Origin of the sequence: Pseudomonas putida (genome assembly GCF_030159595.1) — a bacterium.
In the GTDB taxonomy this organism is placed as follows: domain Bacteria; phylum Pseudomonadota; class Gammaproteobacteria; order Pseudomonadales; family Pseudomonadaceae; genus Aquipseudomonas; species Aquipseudomonas putida_AC.
Genome location: NZ_BSKJ01000007.1, coordinates 261,093 through 278,015, shown reverse-complemented (window position 1 = coordinate 278,015; position 16,923 = coordinate 261,093). Strand labels below are relative to the sequence as shown.

The 16,923-nt window shown below is 63.6% G+C and carries 13 protein-coding genes; 9 read left to right on the top strand and 4 right to left on the bottom strand.

Annotated features, from left to right (window positions below; genetic code table 11):
* The first annotated feature begins 7 nt into the window (after window positions 1–7).
* From QQL85_RS17705 to QQL85_RS17685, 5 genes are all read left to right on the top strand, one after another.
* Complete coding sequence (locus QQL85_RS17705; protein ID WP_016714352.1) at window positions 8–298, top strand: (2Fe-2S)-binding protein; 291 nt, start codon at window positions 8–10, stop codon at window positions 296–298.
* The gene (locus QQL85_RS17700) at window positions 295–1,653 is read left to right on the top strand and encodes an NAD(P)/FAD-dependent oxidoreductase (RefSeq protein ID WP_284354589.1); all 1,359 of its coding nucleotides are present in this window, start codon (window positions 295–297) and stop codon (window positions 1,651–1,653) included. Before QQL85_RS17705 ends, QQL85_RS17700 begins: the two co-directional genes overlap by 4 nt.
* Entirely contained in the window at window positions 1,650–2,786 is a 1,137-nt protein-coding gene (locus QQL85_RS17695; protein WP_284354590.1) for an NAD(P)/FAD-dependent oxidoreductase, read from the top strand. Before QQL85_RS17700 ends, QQL85_RS17695 begins: the two co-directional genes overlap by 4 nt.
* On the top strand, window positions 2,783–3,826 hold the full coding sequence (locus tag QQL85_RS17690; RefSeq protein WP_284354591.1) for a polyamine ABC transporter substrate-binding protein: 1,044 nt from the start codon (window positions 2,783–2,785) through the stop codon (window positions 3,824–3,826). The genes QQL85_RS17695 and QQL85_RS17690 overlap by 4 nt, the downstream gene beginning before the upstream one ends.
* Window positions 3,827–4,018: 192 nt before the next feature.
* Window positions 4,019–5,263 (top strand): OprD family porin, encoded by a 1,245-nt coding sequence (locus tag QQL85_RS17685; protein ID WP_284354592.1) that lies wholly within the window; start codon window positions 4,019–4,021, stop codon window positions 5,261–5,263.
* Window positions 5,264–5,407: 144 nt separating this feature from the next.
* Here QQL85_RS17685 and QQL85_RS17680 read toward each other — a convergent pair whose 3' ends face one another.
* Window positions 5,408–6,178 carry an IclR family transcriptional regulator gene (locus QQL85_RS17680; protein ID WP_284354593.1) on the bottom strand — a complete coding sequence of 257 codons (771 nt, stop codon included), beginning with the start codon at window positions 6,176–6,178 and terminating at the stop codon, window positions 5,408–5,410.
* A gap of 154 nt (window positions 6,179–6,332) precedes the next feature.
* Between QQL85_RS17680 and QQL85_RS17675 the strand changes: the two genes are divergently transcribed.
* Genes QQL85_RS17675 through QQL85_RS17660 form a run of 4 tightly spaced genes read left to right on the top strand, consistent with a single transcriptional unit; the run spans window position 6,333 to window position 10,904 of the window.
* Window positions 6,333–7,142 carry a shikimate dehydrogenase family protein gene (locus tag QQL85_RS17675; RefSeq protein ID WP_284354594.1) on the top strand — a complete coding sequence of 270 codons (810 nt, stop codon included), beginning with the start codon at window positions 6,333–6,335 and terminating at the stop codon, window positions 7,140–7,142.
* A 4-nt stretch (window positions 7,143–7,146) separates the two neighbouring features.
* A complete protein-coding gene (locus tag QQL85_RS17670) occupies window positions 7,147–8,880 on the top strand; it encodes an FAD-dependent oxidoreductase (RefSeq protein ID WP_284354595.1) in 1,734 nt (577 codons plus the stop codon).
* Window positions 8,865–9,185, top strand: a complete 321-nt coding sequence (locus QQL85_RS17665; RefSeq protein WP_284354596.1) for an NIPSNAP family protein — start codon at window positions 8,865–8,867, stop codon at window positions 9,183–9,185. The genes QQL85_RS17670 and QQL85_RS17665 overlap by 16 nt, the downstream gene beginning before the upstream one ends.
* A 42-nt stretch (window positions 9,186–9,227) precedes the next feature.
* Window positions 9,228–10,904 carry an FAD-dependent oxidoreductase gene (locus QQL85_RS17660; protein ID WP_284354597.1) on the top strand — a complete coding sequence of 559 codons (1,677 nt, stop codon included), beginning with the start codon at window positions 9,228–9,230 and terminating at the stop codon, window positions 10,902–10,904.
* 24 nt (window positions 10,905–10,928) lie between these two features.
* Here QQL85_RS17660 and tssM read toward each other — a convergent pair whose 3' ends face one another.
* From tssM to vasI, 3 genes are read right to left on the bottom strand one after another with little or no spacing between them, the layout of a single operon-like run.
* A complete protein-coding gene (gene tssM, locus QQL85_RS17655) occupies window positions 10,929–14,555 on the bottom strand; it encodes a type VI secretion system membrane subunit TssM (RefSeq protein ID WP_284354598.1) in 3,627 nt (1,208 codons plus the stop codon).
* Window positions 14,552–16,015, bottom strand: a complete 1,464-nt coding sequence (gene tssA, locus QQL85_RS17650; RefSeq protein WP_284354599.1) for a type VI secretion system protein TssA — start codon at window positions 16,013–16,015, stop codon at window positions 14,552–14,554. Before tssA ends, tssM begins: the two co-directional genes overlap by 4 nt.
* Window positions 16,003–16,560 carry a type VI secretion system-associated protein VasI gene (gene vasI, locus QQL85_RS17645; protein WP_284354600.1) on the bottom strand — a complete coding sequence of 186 codons (558 nt, stop codon included), beginning with the start codon at window positions 16,558–16,560 and terminating at the stop codon, window positions 16,003–16,005. The genes tssA and vasI overlap by 13 nt, the downstream gene beginning before the upstream one ends.
* Between the last annotated feature and the right edge of the window lie 363 nt (window positions 16,561–16,923).

Below are 16,923 nucleotides of genomic sequence, written 5' to 3'. Positions count from 1 at the left end.
TGCCCCTATGCCCCTGTTCAAGCGCGTGGCCGAGCACGACCGCGAGCCATTGCCCTTTTTGCTCGACGGCCAGCCAGCCCAGGGCATGAACGGCGACACCCTGCTGACCGCCATACTGACCAACGCCACGCACCTGCGTGGCAGCGACTTCAGCGCCGAACCGCGCGCGGGCTTCTGCCTGATGGGCGCCTGCCAGGACTGCTGGGTACGCTTGCAGGACGGCCGTCGGGTGCGCGCCTGCTCGACCTTTCTGGAAGCCGGCCAGTGCATCACCCGCGACCCGGGGCGCCGGCCATGAGTGCAGTCGTGATCATCGGTGCCGGCCCCGCCGGTATCCGCGCCGCGCAAACCTTGGTGGCCCATGGCGTGCGCCCGGTGCTACTGGACGAAGCCAGCCGTGGTGGTGGGCAGATCTACCGCCAGCAGCCGGCCAACTTTCGCCGCTCGGCCACCGCGTTGTACGGCTTCGAGGCCGGCAAGGCACAGGCCCTGCACAACACCCTTGAACAACTGCGCGGGCAGGTCGACTACCGCCCGGACACCCTGGTGTGGAACGCCGAGCAGCAAGTGCTGGACACCTTGCAACAGGGCCAGCAGGCAGACCGCCTGGCGTTCGACCAGGTGATCGTCGCCACGGGCGCCACCGACCGCGTATTGCCGATCCCCGGTTGGACCTTGCCCGGGGTCTATACCCTGGGCGCCGCACAGATCGCCCTGAAGTTCCAGGGCTGCGCCATCGGCGAGCGGGTGGTGCTGGCGGGCAGCGGGCCGCTGCTGTACCTGGTGGCTTACCAGTATGCCAAGGCCGGCGCCACGGTCAGCGCAGTGCTCGACACCTCGCCATTCAGTGCCCAGGTACATGCCCTGCCACGCCTGCTGCTGCAGCCGGGCACCTTTGCCAAAGGCCTGTACTACCGCGCTTGGCTTGCCCGCAAAGGGGTACCGGTGCACCAGGGCGTAACCCTGCACGGCATCGACGGTGAGCAACGCGCCAGCGGCGTTCGCTGGTCACATAACGGTCAGCAGCATCAATTGCCCTGCGATGCCGTGGCATTCGCCCACGCCCTGCGCAGCGAAACCCAATTGGCCGACCTGCTGGGCTGCCAGTTTGCCTGGAGCGCCCTCAACCGCGCCTGGTTACCGGTACGTGACGCTCAAGGCCGCGCCAGCAGCCCCGGCGTGTACCTGGCAGGCGACGGCGCCGGCATTCTGGGTGCGGACGGCGCCGAAATGACCGGCGAACTGGCTGCCCTGACGTTGCTGGCCGACCTCGGCAAGCCTGGCAACCCGCAACGCCAGCGACAACTGGAAAAACGCCTGGCCACGTTGCAGCGCTTTCGTCAGGGCCTGGAGCACGCCTTCCCGTTCCCCGAACAATGGGCCAGCCAAGCCTCGGACCTGTTGACCGTTTGCCGCTGCGAGCAGGTCAGCGCCGGGGAAATCCGCGCCACCGTGCGCGCCGGTCACTGGGAAATCAACCGGGTCAAGGCCATGTGCCGGGTCGGCATGGGCCGTTGCCAAGGCCGTGTGTGCGGCGCTGCTGCCGCCGAGCTGATCGCCTGCGAAAGCGGCCGGCCCATTGACCAGGTCGGGCGCTTGCGTGGCCAGGCACCGGTCAAGCCCCTGCCCTTCGGCCTGGAGATAAAGCCATGACGCTGATTGAAGTGGACGCCATCATCGTCGGCGGCGGTATCGTCGGCAGCAGCGCGGCGTTGACCCTGGCCCGCGCTGGCCAGCAGGTGGCGCTGCTGGAACGCGACTTCTGTGGCTCGCATTCCAGCGGGGTGAACTATGGCGGCGTGCGCCGCCAGGGCCGCTCGCTGGCCCAGTTGCCCTTGTCGATGCGCGCCCATGCCATCTGGGGGCAGCTGCGCGCATGGATCGGCATCGACGGCGAGTACGCCCGCAGCGGCCACCTGAAGCTCGCGCGCAGCGAACCCGACTTCGATGCCCTGAAAGCCTATGCCCATCGTACCCAGGCCTTTGACCTGCGCCTGCAACTGCTGGAGCACCGCGAACTGCGCCAGCGCTTCCCTTGGGTGGGCGACATCGCCGTCGGCGCCTCGTACTGCCCTGAGGATGGCCACGCCAACCCACGCCTGGTGTCACCCGCCTTCGCCCAGGCGGCCCGGCACAGCGGCGCCCATGTGCATGAGCAGTGCAAGGTGCTGCAGGTAGACCACGACGGCCAACGTTTCAGCGTACACACCAGCAACGGCCAGTGCTTCAAGGCCCCCTGGCTGCTGAACTGCGCTGGCGCCTGGTCGGCGCAGCTGGCCGAGCACTTCGGTGAACCGGTGCCGTTGACCGCCGCCCACCCGGCCATGCTGGTCACCGAGCCACTGCCGCTGTTCATGACCGCCAGCACCGGGGTCGAAGGCGGCGGTATTTACGCCCGTCAGGTGGCGCGCGGCAACTGCGTGCTCGGCGGCGGTCGCGGCTTTGCCCTGACCTCGACCACCGCGCGCCCGGGCCAGGCCGCCGTCCTAGACATCCTGCGCAACGCCACCGAGCTGTACCCGGCCTTGGCCGGCGCCCAGGCCATCCGCACCTGGAGCGGCACCGAAGGCTACCTGCCCGACGACGAACCGGTGCTTGGCCCCAGCCTGCGCCAACCCGGCCTGCTACACGGCTTCGGCTTCGCCGGTGCGGGTTTCCAGATTGGCCCAGCGGCTGGCGAAGCGCTCGCGCAGTGCATCCTGCTGGGCGCGCCGGCCATCAGCCTGGCGGCCTTTTCCATCAACCGTTTTCAGCCCAACCACCACCACAAGGAAAACCTGTCATGACGCACAAGCAACGTTTGCTCGCCCTGTTCTGCACCGTGCCCGGCCTGTTCGCCTGCCTGCCCGCCATGGCCCAACCCACGCTGTACCTGGGCATGAACGGCGGCACCATGGAGCGGCTGTTCAGCGACAATATCCTGCCCCAGTTCGAGAAGGCCAACGGGGTAAAGGTGGTGATCGTGCCCGGCACGTCGGCCGATATCCTGGCCAAAGTCCAGGCCACGCCGAACAAACCGTCTATCCATGTGATGGTGCTGGATGACGGCATCATGTACCGCGCCATCGGCATGGGGCTGTGCAGCACGCTCACGCCCAACCCGACCCTCGCCCAGCTGCCGGAGAAAGCCCTGATCAAGGACAAGGCCGCCGCTGTCAGCCTGGGGGTAACCGGGCTGGCATACAACAGCCGCCTGTTCAAGGAAAAGGGCTGGGCCGCACCCACCTCGTGGAATGACCTGGCCGACCCGCGCTTCAAAGACAAGGTGGTGTTCCAGTCGATGGCCTCGTCCACCTTCGGCCTGCACGGTTTCCTGATGTACAACCGCCTGCACGGCGGCAGCGATACCGACGTCAACCCGGGCTTCGCTGCCTGGAAGCAGAACGTTGGCCCGAACGTGCTGGAATACATCCCCAACTCGGCCAAGCTCTCGGAAATGGTGCAAACCGACGAAGCCGCGCTTTTCCCGCTCACCCCCACCCAGGTGACAGCGCTGAAGCTCAAAGGCATCCAGGTGGAGTACGCAGCGCCCAAGGAAGGCGCCGTGGTACTCAACCAGGCCGAGTGCGTCACCGCCAACAACGACCAGCCGGAGCTTGCGCAAAAGCTCGCCGAATTCCTGCTGAGCCCCGAGGCGCAGGCACCGGCCCTGGAACTGGGTGACCAGATCCCGTCCAACCCCAACACCCCGACCAGCGACAAGACGCGTGGCCAGGTCGAGGCCATGCAGACCTACCTGCAAACGGCCGTGACCATCGATTGGGACCAGGTCAACACCCAACGTCCGGAATGGAACGCCCGCTGGAATCGCCAGATCGAGCGATAGGCCGAGGCCACCAGGCCCGCTGCCGACACCTCGGGTGCCGGCCAGCGGGCGCACCACCCGCTTGAGCCATCAGTAAACGTAAATGCTCTGCCCTGCAAAGACGCGGACAGGGCTTCTGCACGCCTGCAAAACGGCTCGGGCGCCCCTTGCATCACGCTGCCACCTAACTAGAACAAGCAAACGGAGCATGAAATGAGCATCAACACACTTGGCGTCACCGCCCTGTTGCTGGCGTCTGCCAGCCCCTTGCTGCAAGCCAGCGAGCAGTCCGAATCGGCAGGTTTCATCGAAGGCAGCAAACTGTCGATCAAGGCACGCAATATGTACATGCAGCGTGACAACCGCGCCAGCGGCGCACGGCAAAACTACGGCGAGGAATGGGCCCAGGGCTTTATCGGTACCTTTCAGTCCGGCTTTACCCAAGGCACCGTAGGCTTTGGCATCGACCTGATCGGCCAGTACGCCTTCAAGCTCGACACGGGTGACGGCCGCACGGGGGGCGGTACGGGCCTGCTGGAGCAGGACAGCCATGGCGCCAAGCAGGACATGAGCAAAGCCGGCGCAGCGCTGAAAGTGCGCGCGTCCAACACCGTGCTCAAGTACGGCACGCAAGTCATGGCCGTACCCGTGTTGGCCACCTCCGACAGCCGCCTGCTGCCGGAAACCGTCGACGGTTTCTCGCTCACCAGCAAGGAAATCCGCAATCTGCAGTTGGACGCGGGGCACTTCACCAGCCTGACCAACCGCAACCAGTCATCCCGCGACAGCGGGCGCATGACCGCCGTGGACTACCTGGGCGGGGTGTACAACTTCAATGATCGGCTGTCCAGCAGCCTGTATTACGCCAAGACTGCCGAGCACTTTCGCAAGTACTACATGAACACCCGCTACCTGTTGCCGCTGGGTGCCGGCCAGTCGCTGAAATTCGACTTCAACGCCTATGACACGCAAAGCATCGGCCAGGCCCGCAGCGGCGAACTGGACAACCGCATCTGGAGCCTGGGCGGTACCTGGACGCTGGGGGCGCATGCCTTCACCGTGGCCTACCAGAAAGTGACCGGCACCGGCGACTATGTGTACGGGCCGGACGGCAACGCGGTCTACAACTTTGCCAACTCGGTGCAGTACTCTGACTTCGACTACGAGAACGAAAAGTCCTGGCAGGCCCGCTACGACCTGAACATGGCCGCTTATGGCGTGCCAGGGCTAAGCTTCATGACCCGCTATGTGAAAGGTACCGACTTCAAGAGCGGCACGGGCGGCGACCTGGATGGCAAGGCCTGGGAGCGCGACGTCGAGGTACGCTATGTGGTACAGGCCGGCGCAGCCAAGGACTTGTCGTTCCGCGTTCGCCAGGCCAGCTACCGCAGCTCGGAGCGTGGTGGCCAGATTGATGAAGTGCGGGTGATTACCGAGTACCCGCTCAATATTTTCTAAGGGCATGTACTGCCCGCTCCCCACAGATGCTGAAATCTCCTGTGGGAGCGGGTTTACCCGCGAAGAATCCAACGCGGCACATGGCACCGGCTACGCCGGTGTTCGCGGGTAAACCCGCTCCCACTGGGTCCCTGCCATGCAGCCTCAATCCATCACCGGCCGTAGCAGCGCCTGCGCCTCATACAGCGTCGGCAGATACCGCAACCGAATTTCATCCACGCTCAGGCGCGAAGCATGGGTCGTAATGGTGAGCGTTGCTTTCAACTGCCCGGCCCGATCCAGCAGCGGTACCCCCAGCACACGCATACCCATCTCATATTCCTGGTCGACAATGCAGAAGCCCTGCGTTTTCACCCGCAGCAACTCCGCCTCCAGCAGCCCACGGTCAGTCTGTGTATAGGGCGTCAATGCCCGCAGCGGGTTGCGTACGAAGTAGTCATCCCGCTCGTTTTCTTCCAGCCAGGCCAGCCATATCCGCCCCCCCGCCGTGCAGTACATCGGCACCCGCGAGCCGGGCCTGATCGACAACGACGCCACATGGCTGTAGCGGCTGCGCACCAGGTGGATGATCTCGTCGCCATCGCGGGTACCCACCGATACATGCTCCTGGGTCTGCCGTGCCACCTGCTCGACGATCGGCCGCAGCATGCGCGGCAATTGCGCCGAGTCGACATACGCCTGGCCAAGGCGCAATGCCTTGGGCGTCAGCCAGTACTCGCGGCTGTCGGTTTCAGCAAAGCCCTCATGCACCAAGGTCAATAAAAAGCGCCGTGCGGCGCTGGGCGTAAGGCCAGACAGCCTGGCCGCCTGCGGCACGCTCAGGCGTGGTTGCTCGGCGCTGAACAGTTGCATCAGCGCCAGGCCTTTCTGCAAGCCGGCAATCAGGTCACGGGGGTGAATGGCGGGTGTATTCATGCATTCAACTCGCAAGCGGGGAGAAAAACAGCCGGCCACTGCGATAACCGGATCATGACTGCGATTATCGCACCAAACCACCGATTAGCGCATTGTTACCCACGCCCCTCTGCTTCACCCTTATCGCCATAACAACGCCAATAAGGAGGTCAGCATGATGCGTGGTTCAACTGAACTGGTCGCTATCGTCGGTTCGCCCATCGCCCAGGTGAAATCCCCGGAAAACTTCAACACCTGGTTCACCCATAACAACTGCAACCTCGCCATGCTGCCCGTCGACCTGCACGAGGCAGCGCTGGACAGCTTTGCCGGCGCGCTGCGCGGCTGGCAAAACCTGCGCGGCTGCGTGGTCACCGTGCCGTACAAGCAGGCCCTGGCCAACCGCCTGGACGGCCTGAGCGCACGCGCAGCGGCGCTGGGCTCGGTCAATGTGATACGCCGCGAGCGTGACGGGCGCTTGCTGGGCGACAACGTGGACGGCGCCGGCTTCCTGGGGGCTGCGCGCAAACAGGGGTTCGAGCCGACGGGCAAGCGGGCATTGGTGATCGGTTGTGGCGGTGTTGGCAGTGCCATCGCCTATGCACTGGGCGAGGCAGGTATTGCCAGCATTACCCTCAGCGACCCCAGCACAGCACGTGTGGGTGCGGTGTGCGAACTGCTCGGCAATGCCTTCCCTGGGCTTACGGTCAGCACGCAGTTCGGTGGGCTGGAAGACTTCGACCTGGTGGCCAACGCCTCCCCGGTCGGCATGGGCACAAGCGCGGAGCTGCCATTGCCCGCCGCCCTGCTGGCTACCCTGCAGCCCGACACCCTGGTCGCCGACGTGGTCACCTCGCCCGAGATCACCCCACTGCTGAACCGCGCGCGGCAAGTAGGCTGCGCGATCCAGACGGGCCCGGAAATGGCCTACGCCCAACTCGGCCACCTTGGCGCCTTCATGGGCGTGACGCCGCTGGAGATCTGAGGCCATGGCGATGCTTGAACACACTCAACACAGCGTTGACCTGGTGGTACTGGGCAGTGGCGCCGGCGGCTTGGCCGCGGCGGCCACGGCGGCCCGCCGCGGGCTGAAGGTGCTGGTCGTGGAAAAGGCCGAGCACTTTGGCGGCACCTCGGCGATTTCCGGCGGTGCGGTGTGGCTGTACGGCACCGATCAGGCCCGCGACGCCGGGGCCAAGGACTCCCCCGAGGCCATGCGCACCTACCTCAAGCATGTGATCGGTGACGGTTACGACCCCACGCTGGGCGACGCCTTCATCGAGCATGGGCACCAGGCGCTGCGCTGGCTGGAGCAACACACCGAACTGCGCTATGCCTTGCGCCCGCACTCGCCCGACTATTACCCGGATGCGCCCGGCGCCACGCAGTTCGGCCGGGCACTGGAAATGGTCGAGTACGACGGCAAGCACCTCGGCCAGCGCTTCAAGGACCTGCAGATGCCACCGCCCGGCATGTTGCTGTTCGGCGGCATGATGGTGAACCGCGTGGATATCCAGCATTTCCTCAGCATTCGCCGCTCGCCTAGCGCGTTGTGGCATTGTCTGAAACTGATGGCGCGCTACGCGCGGGACCGCCTGCAGCACCCGCGTGGCACTCGGCTTACCACCGGCAACGCCTTGATCGCCCGCCTGGCCACCAGCGCCTTCGCCCACGGCACGCAGCTGTGGTTGCGTAGCGAAGCCGAAGAGCTGATCGTCGAGCGCGGCGTGGTCACCGGCGTGGTTGTACTGCACGAGGGCCAGCGTCAGCGGGTACAGGCCCGTGGCGGCGTGGTGTGCGCCATGGGCGGGTTCGCTGCAGGCGCATTGGCCGCCAGCTACCGCCCCGCCCAGCAAGCGCCGCACCTGACCATGTCACCCGCCTGCAACGACGGTGCCGCCCTGCGCCTTGGTCAGGCAGTGTCGGCAGCCGAGGGCGAAGGCCTGGCGGCCAACTTCTTCTGGGCACCGGTTTCCGAACGGCGCCATGCAGGTGGCGGGCGTGAACGCTTCCCGCACCTGGTCACCGACCGCGCCAAGCCTGGCGTGATTGCGGTAGACCCGACCGGACGGCGCTTCGTCAACGAGTCCGACTCCTACCACCACTTCGTGCAGACCATGTTCGCCAACGGCATTGCCAGCTGCTGGCTGGTTTGCGATGCCGAGGCGATGAACCGCTATGGGCTCGGCCTGGCGCGGCCCAAGCCTGTGAACAACCAGGCGTTGATCGACGCCGGCTACCTGTACCGGGCCGCTACACCGCAAGCCTTGGCCCAGGCCATCGGCCTCGACCCGCAAGTGTTCGCGCAAACTCTTGAGCAGTTCAACACCGATGCCCGCAATGGCATCGACCGCGCGTTCGGCAAAGGCGGCAACAGCTACAACCGCTACATGGGCGACCCGCAACACACGCCCAACCCCTGCCTGGCGCCCTTGAGCAGCGGGCCGTTCTACGCCATCCGCATTCACACCGGCGACCTCGGTTCGGCGCGTGGCCTGGTAACCAACGCCGATGCCAACGTGCTTGACCGTAGCGGCCAGCCAATTGCCGGGCTGTATGCGGTCGGCAACGACATGAACTCACTGATGAAGGGGACCTACCCCGGCCCCGGCATCACCCTGGGCCCTGCCCTCACCTTCGGCTGGCTCGCTGCCAACCACATCACCGCGCGCCTGCAGGCGCCGGCCACCCACACGGAGATCCCGGCATGTACTACGAACTGAGAACCTACACCCTCGACCCACTGAAAATGGCCGACTGGCTAGCCCTGTACCAAAGCCATGCGCTGGAAGTGCAAAGCGAACACCTGGGCAACCTGGTCGGCTTTTTCACCAGCGAATTCGGTGACGTCAACCAGGTGGTGCACATCTGGGGCTATGCCAGCCTCGACGATCGCATCGCACGGCGCACAGCCATGGCGGCGGACCCGCGCTGGGCAGCGTTTTCGCGGCTTAACCGCGAGCTGGGGGCCGTTGTGCGCCTGCAATCGCGGCTGCTGCGGCCCACCGGCTTTTCGCCGCTGCAGTAAAGCGCGCGCCATCTTCTACCAACGCCTGAGCGGACCCCCTTCATGCAACCCCTCGAATGTGACGTACTCGTCATTGGCTCCGGCGCCTCGGGCCTGGCGGCCGCCGTAACCGCCGCGCATCACGGCTTGCATGTGATCGTTGCGGAAAAAGCCAGTCAGCTGGGCGGCACCAGCGCCTGGTCGGGGGGCTGGTTGTGGATACCGCGCAACCCGCTGGCCATTGCCGAGGGCATCATCGAAACCGACGATGCCCCAAAGCGCTACCTGCGCACGCAAACCCACACCCACGAGCTGGACACGCGTCAACGCGCGTTCCTGCGCCATGGCCCGGGAATGGTGGCGTTTTTCCAGCAGCACACTGCCGTACAGTTCCAGAGCGGCAGCCGCATGCCCGACATGCATGAAGGCGATGGCAGCGCACACGGCGGTCGTTCGCTGTGTGCGCTGCCCTATGACGGGCGCCTGCTCGGGCCTTGGTTGCACAGGTTACGCCCGCCGCTGGACATCGTCAGCCTGGCCGGCATGGGCATTGCCGGTGGCACCGACATGGCCGCCTTCTTCAATGCCACCCGCTCGGCCAAGGCGGCGCTGCATGTGGGCAAACGCCTGCTGCGCCATGCCCGCGACCTGCTGCTGCACCGGCGCGGCCTGCAACTGGTCAATGGCAACGCGCTGGTGGCGCGCCTGCTGCGCAGCGCCCTCGACCTTGATGTGACACTGCTGACCGACAAACCGGCCAGCCACCTGCTGGGCGAAGGCCGGGTCAGTGGCGCACTGTTTGCCGACGGCCAGGTCATCCAGGCACGCCGTGGTGTGGTGTTGGCCTGCGGTGGCTTCCCGCATGATCGCCAGCGCATCGCGCAACTGATGCCGCATGCGCCGCAGGGTGACCAGCACTACTCCGCAGCACCCAGGGAAAACAGCGGCGACGGCCTGCGGCTGGGTGAACAAGCGGGTGGCCTGGTCAGTACGGCACTGGCCCAGGCTGGCGCCTGGGCACCTGTATCGAAGGTGCCACGCGGCGATGGCAGTTTCGGCCATTTCCCGCACCTGATCGATCGCGCCAAACCTGGCTTCATCGCGGTACGTCGCGATGGCCGACGCTTCGTCAACGAAGCCGATTGCTACCATGACTTCATGAACGCACTGTTTGCCGCTACACCGCACGGCGAAGCACCTGAAGCCTGGCTGGTCTGCGACCACGCAGCACAACGTCGCTACGGCATTGGCTGGGCCAAGCCCTTTCCGTTCCCGACCCGTTTCTATCAACGTAGTGGCTACTTGCACAGTAGCGCCAGCCTGGCGGAACTGGCGCAGCGCTGCGGGATCGATGCCGCGCAGCTGCAGCGCACGGTGGAAGACTTCAACCAGCATGCAGCCCAAGGTAAGGACCCCGTTTTCCAGCGTGGCGCATCGACCTACAACCGGGCTCAGGGCGAACCGTTGCAAACCCCCAACCCGACGCTGCGGCCCTTGCTGCATGGGCCGTTTCACGCCGTGAAGCTGCTGCCGGGCAGCCTGGGCACCTTCGCCGGCCTGGGCACCGACGCCTCGGCCCGTGTGCTGGACCACGCAGGGCAGCCGATACCCGGGCTGTTTGCGGTGGGTAACGACATGCACAGCGTGATGGGTGGGCACTACCCGAGCGGTGGCATTACCCTTGGGCCGGGGATGACCTTTGGGTACCTCGCCGGTAGAGCATTGAGCGGTTTGCGCTAAGCATGACCACCACGAGACATGACGTCATAAAAGCTGCCCATGCGGTTGCTCCAACTGAGCAACCCTGGGTGACGGTTGCAATAACCCGCGTGGCAAGCGGAAACCTTTGAACGGTTGTTGGGTAATGGGATTGAAGGCTTTTTCAGCATTCAACCGATAGCGCATCACACCGTCACCCGTCCTGAAGCTCAGGTCCACGCTGGTTGCCGTCCGCCCATTGAGCGAGCCACGGCTGAGCAAGCGGAACATCGACCAGGGTCCACGGTACTCAAGGCTGCTGCTATTGCCGTTTTGCCTGAGCAACGTCAGGTTGCTGCGCACCTGTTGCCCCATGGTATTGGGCCAGACGATACCGGTGATCTGGGTCGGCCCATGGGTGTAGGCGATCAACTGCCCATCCAGGTCCAGCAGGCTGGTACGCTGGTTCGCACTGAGCCCCAACGGCTCGATACTGAACTGCACACTCAGCTTGCCGCGTTGATCGAAGAAGGTTTCACGAATCCGTTCGGCCAGCTCAAGCTGCTCAATCACGTCGGGACGAATCAAGGACCGCCCGTGCGGACCAGACTGCAAGGCCTCAAGGTTGTCCTTGAGGAAGACCTTGAGATACTGATCATTAAACTGCTGCAGGCGCCCTTTGGGCCCAAAGAATGCTTCGAAGTCATCCAGTGAAGCATCAGGTGCCCTCACCACAAAGGGGTAGCGGCCTGCCAGACGTTGCTGGAAGAAGCTGTACACCTCAGCATCCCAACGTCGCTCCAGTTCGCGCAGTGCTTCAACGTTCAGCACTTGGGCGGTCTGGTCGGCAAGCTTTCTGACTTGGTGGTTGATCGGTTCCGGCAAACCCGTGGCAACGCGTTGCAGGGTGCCAATCGGGTCCTGCCCTGTCATCGAGAAGCGCTGATGCACGGCTTGCAGTGCAGCCTTGCCACGGTCCGGGCTGTCCTGGACGGCCTTGGCATAGTCCAGCACCGCCGCTACGGCACCCAGGGTTTCGTCGTAGTAGCTCGGTTTGTCTCCCGTCACCTGCAACATGGCGCCCAGGCCTGCGAAAGCCCGCTGGATGGCCTGTGCTTGCTGCTGCTCAGGTTTGCCGGCTGCTGGCCGCAACGAACTCACCTCGCCCGGTGCCTCGACAACGGCTGGTGGCACAAGCGACGTGTTATCCCAGACCGTAAGCAGCAGCCGCTGCAAAGGTGCTGATGGGCCAGTCAATTGTTCCAGGACCGTGACACCGTGGTCCAGATCACGGAAGTCCGTTACGGTGAAGGCGTTCAGGGCGCGACGCCAGCTGTCGACGTAATCGGCGCTGTAAAGGTTGTGCAACCGTTCGGTCAGCGCATCTCGATCAACGCTGGAATAGTCGAGTTGGGCGCGCTCCCCGAGCGCCCACTGATCGACCATCGCCATTTCAGCGAACCGCTGGCTGCGCGGTTCAAAGTACTCCCTGAAGCCTTTGGCTGTGAGCATGGGGGACAGCTGTACATCCTCTTCCCCTTGCCTGGCCCCGAAAGACGGCTGATACACGACATCGAATGCAGGGCCCACCTGGTGACGCAGGTTCAGGCCAGTGTGCAATTGCTCGTGAGCCTGTTGCTTCAGCCCCTCATAAACCCGCTGTGGCAACGGCAATTTACGCAACGCCTGCTGCACTTCGCTGACACGCTCACGGTACTGCGGCAAGTCGGTATCGGCATAGGCCAGGGCGTACTTCAAATGGCGCATGAGGTCACGCTGCAACTGCCCCTGGCCAGGGAACGCCCGTTGCCACTGACGCGCCATCCAGTCCTCGACCCATTCGGGCCGGCGACTGCGGCGGTCCTCGATCATCCGGTAAACCCTGAGCGCGGCCATCTGTTGCTCGCTGCCTGGCGGTGCTGCGCTCATGGCATCGATCACGCCGCTGGCCAAGGCCGGCAAAAAACGCCTGGACAACAAGCTCAGGTAAGCTTCGTCAACCGTGGGGCCAATGTTGCGCCCTTGATAGAGGCCAAGATCGGCAACCCCTGGCCATGCCACGCGATAACCACCAAACACCGCCACCGCATCGCGGATCTGGTCCAGTGGCGCCAACAGGTTGCGCCCGGTCGGGTCAAGACGCTGATCGACCTGATGATGGCTGTACTCCTGGCTTTTGGCGAGCACGCTGGCAGCCTTGGAGCCATTGATATCGAAATAGCGTTGCCAGCTCGCGATAGCGACACTGAACGCAAGGATACCCACGCCCGAGCCGACCCACAGCAATTGACGCTTGCTGCGCGCCACCCGGACGTTGTCGCCTGCCAGGCCGGCCTCCTGATAGATAACCCGCCTGAAGGCGTGCTGGATGAAATAGGCCAACGCCTTGCCGTGCGCCTTGCCTTCACGCAGCGGAAGTTTCGTCTTGTAGGGCTGTGCTGCTTCACGGACAAATGCGTTGCGCATTTCGCCTTGCTGCACCACTGACGACCAATACACACCGCGTACCAGAGCAGGCGTGGAGTAACGGTCACTCACCAGCGTTTCGCGCAGAAATGTCAGCAGTATGGGACGCAACCCGATCAGCTGTGCATACAGCGAGAACAGACGCCCACACGGTGGAGCCTTCACCAGTACATCCAGTTGATCGATAAGTTGCTCTTGCAACGAGCCGAGAAACCGGCCGTAGTGCTCATCATACTCATCCAGCCAGGCGTCGAATGCGTCAACCGCATCCAGTTTGAAGGTGAACCCCAACAGGTTTTCACGCCTGGCGGCCGAGAGCTTGCTGTAGAACTGATCGAAACCGTCCAGCAAATCGAATTTGCTCAGTACCACATAGAGTGGCAAGCGCGAGCCCAGTTGGCTGCTCACTTCGTACAGGCGTGTGCGCAAGGTGTAGGCCAGCGCAGTACGCTGCTCAGGCATGCCATGCAGCAGCGCCGGCAAGTCGACCACCAGCACCAAGCCGTTGAGCGCCCGCTGGCTGCGATTTCGCAACAGCCAGCCCAACAGATGGCCCCACAACCTGGCCTGGGTCCCCGGCGGCACAGAGGGCTCTGACTCGGAGGGGGCGTTGGCTGCCGAGCCCGCCAGTGGCTTCTGGCTGATGAAAGCACCGGGCGGGTCGATGAGCACAGCATCGTCGCTGACCCACCAGCCCACCGGGTAGGCCAGCGCGTCAGCCTGTCGGCCTCGTGCGTGAACCTGATCGATGCGTGTCAGGGTAAAACGCTGATCGGTGCAGTCGATGAAACTGGTTTTACCAGACTGTTCATCGCCCATCACCAGGTACCAGGGCAGCCGGTACAACGCGCGTCGCCCACCTGCATTGTCAAGGTAGCGGTCAAGCCCCTGGCTCAGCGCCTTCTCTTGCGCCTGCACCAACGGCAGCGCGCGATCCTGTTCGACGGCCAGTGCCTGCCGGCGTTCCGCTTGCAATCGGCGAAAGCGTGTACGCAGCACCACAAGCCAGCCAACTAGCGGCACGAGCATGAGTACCAGGCTTGCCACGCTGCGGTGCGCCACACTTGCCAGTGGCTGTTGCTCACGCCACGTCCATTGCGGGCCGAGCCACCAGATGGCGACCAACATCAGCACGGCCGCCAACCCAAGCAACAGCGGCAGCGCCAGGCCAATGCGCGTTACCCACGGTAAGCCCCAACCTTTGAATTGCTTCCATAGATGATTCATCGAGGCTCCTGGTCCTTGTTTTGATCAGCCAGTGCTGGGAATGCCGCGTACTGCTGAAGCCGCTTGAATACCTCTGGCTCCCACGCACTGGCAGTGGTTTGCTGCATCGTTCGGGCAACGCTGGCGCACAAGTCCTGAGCCAGCCAGGACACACCCCGCGCGGCAAGCAAGTCGGCTGCGATCATGGTGGTATGGCAGCGTTCTCGAGGGGCACCAAGGTCCGCTTGCAGCGCTTGCAGCCTTAGTAGAACCGGCTCTACGCCACCATTTTCCAACTGGCCGACCAGCTCCTCGTGCAGGCCACCAAACTCTTGGGGGGGTACACCTTGGCCAGAAGGCCCTTGCGCGCCCTTGAGCCAAGCCAGGCATTGGTCATCAACAAACACCAATCCGTCGCTGAAGCACAGTTGCTGAAGCGCCGGCATGCGCTGTACGAACCGGGCGGTCGCGCAACGGATGGCCTCAGCCACATCGCCCATCGCCAGGCGCGTGGCGACGGTTGCAGCCAGAAAGCTGCCACGAATCCAGAAGGGGCACGCCGCCACGCTTTTTTCGATGCGTTGAAGCAAAGCGGGATCAATCGCCGTACTGGCAATGGCCTCTTCATAGACCCGCGTGATATCCAGTGGCACCGCCATCAATTCCGTACGGGTGCCTTGCCTGGCCTGAGGCGCCGCCTGAATGTGTGCCCACAAACCGAAACGCCGTAACTGGTAGCCGGTAGGGTCGTAAGGATCCTGCTGGTTGACGAGCTCGGCCATGGCCAGTACGGCACGTCGTGTCTCACGTTCATTGCCCATCGACACACGCGGCATGGGCGAGGTGATGACATCGGCCAACGGCGCCGGTTTCACGCTTGCAGTCAGCGTCTTTGACACAACACCCTCGCCGGCACCGCTGGCAAGTTCAGTGTGTTTACGCATCTCGCGCTCCAGTCCGTCGAGAACAGCTGCCTCCAGCTGTGCCGCGTCCTGTTGTTGCAGGTGTTTCAATGCCGCCTGCGCTGCCGCTGCACGGGCAGGGGTATAAGTGAAACGGTCAATACGCGGCAGCGCCTCGGTCAAGCGGTTGATCACCAAACCGACCAGTTTGCGCTTTGCCAGGAAGCCTGTCGGCCCTGGTTTGGGGTAGGCAGACTCCCAATAGCAATCGGTCATGCCGGCCAGCAACGCCAAGGTATCTCCCCAACGCTCCCAACAACCGCTGCGCAGCCATGCGGCACTCAGGTGCGCGACGATTCGCAAGTGCTTGCATTGCTGGCTCAGGTACTGGCAGGACGCCTCTTCGATGTAAACCCAGTCGATCGAGGCCTCCTGCAGCCCACCCAGCTTGACCATCTCCTGGTCGATGGCCTGATAGGTTTCGTCTTCGACATCGAACAGGCCAGCCGGTACTGCCGGATCGATCGGAGCCAACAGTCGCGGGACATCGCCCCCTGGCACCTGCGCTACCACCGGCATGTGCTTCGCGCCTGGCTGATCAATGGGGCCAGCCCTTGTGCATCAAAGGTCAGCCCGTCGAGCTCGCTGTGCTCACTCACAACGTCGATGCGATGCGCTCCGATCAGCTTCCTGATCTGCTCGATCGCTGGCAAACCCCGCCCGGCATCGAGCACCCGCCCGTTCTCCATCACCTGCCAGGGGGTTTCACGCGTAGACCAGCCCTGCCCCGACAGCCGGACCTTGACCCAGCTTGCGTCTATCGGGCGTTTGGCAATCAGTTGCAGCCGGGAGATGGCCTGGATGCAACTGATTGCCAGGTAAGTACGCTCGTTACCCGATGCAATGGCGGGCGCCGATATCACAAGCTCTGGAGCGCCTGCACCGTCCCAGGCTCGGCCACTGATGTGAAACGTCAGGTCATCCGGAGCCCGCTCAGCTTCATTTGCCATCACGCGCAACACGCTTGGGGCCTGCTGCTCTGGTGCAGACCACTGCCGTTCCGTCATGTATGCCGGAGTGCCCGCTGCCTGGTCGAAACAGGCCAGTCGCTCGACGTTGGACACAATCCGGGGGCAGTCCCGTGTGGGGCCTGCCAGTACCGGCTGCACACAAAACAGCAACGAGAGACCGGCGCCATATACACAACGGTTAATCATCCTGAGCTCACTCTCCAAAACAGTACAGATGCCCTATATAGCCGCACCAACTTTCCTACAAAAACACATCAATTCACACACATGAACAAAGCCAGTCCGAACAAATCCGAACGGAGACTAATACATAGCGACGAATGCACACAAACAAATATTTACTTACATCTTCATGCTCGACCAGACAGCACTTACCCATGCATGGTTTTTATAGAAAAACGACAACCTACCCAGCCAGATAAACATATGTAAGAAACTTCCTACAAGACCAACAAC

Coding starts and splice junctions, on each gene's coding strand:
- QQL85_RS17680 (WP_284354593.1), bottom strand. CDS start 6,178: ATGAATACACCCGCCATTCACCCCCGTGACCTGATTGCCGGCTTGCAG.
- QQL85_RS17660 (WP_284354597.1), top strand. CDS start 9,228: ATGCAACCCCTCGAATGTGACGTACTCGTCATTGGCTCCGGCGCCTCG.
- QQL85_RS17690 (WP_284354591.1), top strand. CDS start 2,783: ATGACGCACAAGCAACGTTTGCTCGCCCTGTTCTGCACCGTGCCCGGC.
- QQL85_RS17705 (WP_016714352.1), top strand. CDS start 8: ATGCCCCTGTTCAAGCGCGTGGCCGAGCACGACCGCGAGCCATTGCCC.
- tssA (WP_284354599.1), bottom strand. CDS start 16,015: ATGCCGGTGGTAGCGCAGGTGCCAGGGGGCGATGTCCCGCGACTGTTG.
- QQL85_RS17675 (WP_284354594.1), top strand. CDS start 6,333: ATGATGCGTGGTTCAACTGAACTGGTCGCTATCGTCGGTTCGCCCATC.
- QQL85_RS17685 (WP_284354592.1), top strand. CDS start 4,019: ATGAGCATCAACACACTTGGCGTCACCGCCCTGTTGCTGGCGTCTGCC.
- QQL85_RS17700 (WP_284354589.1), top strand. CDS start 295: ATGAGTGCAGTCGTGATCATCGGTGCCGGCCCCGCCGGTATCCGCGCC.
- QQL85_RS17665 (WP_284354596.1), top strand. CDS start 8,865: ATGTACTACGAACTGAGAACCTACACCCTCGACCCACTGAAAATGGCC.
- QQL85_RS17670 (WP_284354595.1), top strand. CDS start 7,147: ATGGCGATGCTTGAACACACTCAACACAGCGTTGACCTGGTGGTACTG.
- tssM (WP_284354598.1), bottom strand. CDS start 14,555: ATGAATCATCTATGGAAGCAATTCAAAGGTTGGGGCTTACCGTGGGTA.
- QQL85_RS17695 (WP_284354590.1), top strand. CDS start 1,650: ATGACGCTGATTGAAGTGGACGCCATCATCGTCGGCGGCGGTATCGTC.